Origin of the sequence: Citrobacter sp. Cpo065 (assembly GCF_030332805.1) — a bacterium.
Taxonomy (GTDB): domain Bacteria; phylum Pseudomonadota; class Gammaproteobacteria; order Enterobacterales; family Enterobacteriaceae; genus Citrobacter; species Citrobacter portucalensis.
Genome location: NZ_JAOWHC010000002.1, coordinates 1 through 203, shown reverse-complemented (window position 1 = coordinate 203; position 203 = coordinate 1). Strand labels below are relative to the sequence as shown.

General features: G+C 48.8%; 1 rRNA gene. It reads left to right on the top strand.

What is annotated here, in order from left to right:
* Window positions 1-67: 67 nt before the first annotated feature.
* Window positions 68-203 (top strand): 23S ribosomal RNA (locus OGY68_RS00005); the annotation flags it as partial.

The window sequence follows — 203 nt, the reverse complement described above, 5'->3', positions numbered from 1 at the left end:
GTGTGTTCGAGTCTCTCAAATTTTTGCAAGTCGATGATGAATCGAAAGAAACATCTTCGGGTTGTGAGGTTAAGCGACTAAGCGTACACGGTGGATGCCCTGGCAGTCAGAGGCGATGAAGGACGTGCTAATCTGCGATAAGCGTCGGTAAGGTGATATGAACCGTTATAACCGGCGATTTCCGAATGGGGAAACCCAGTGTG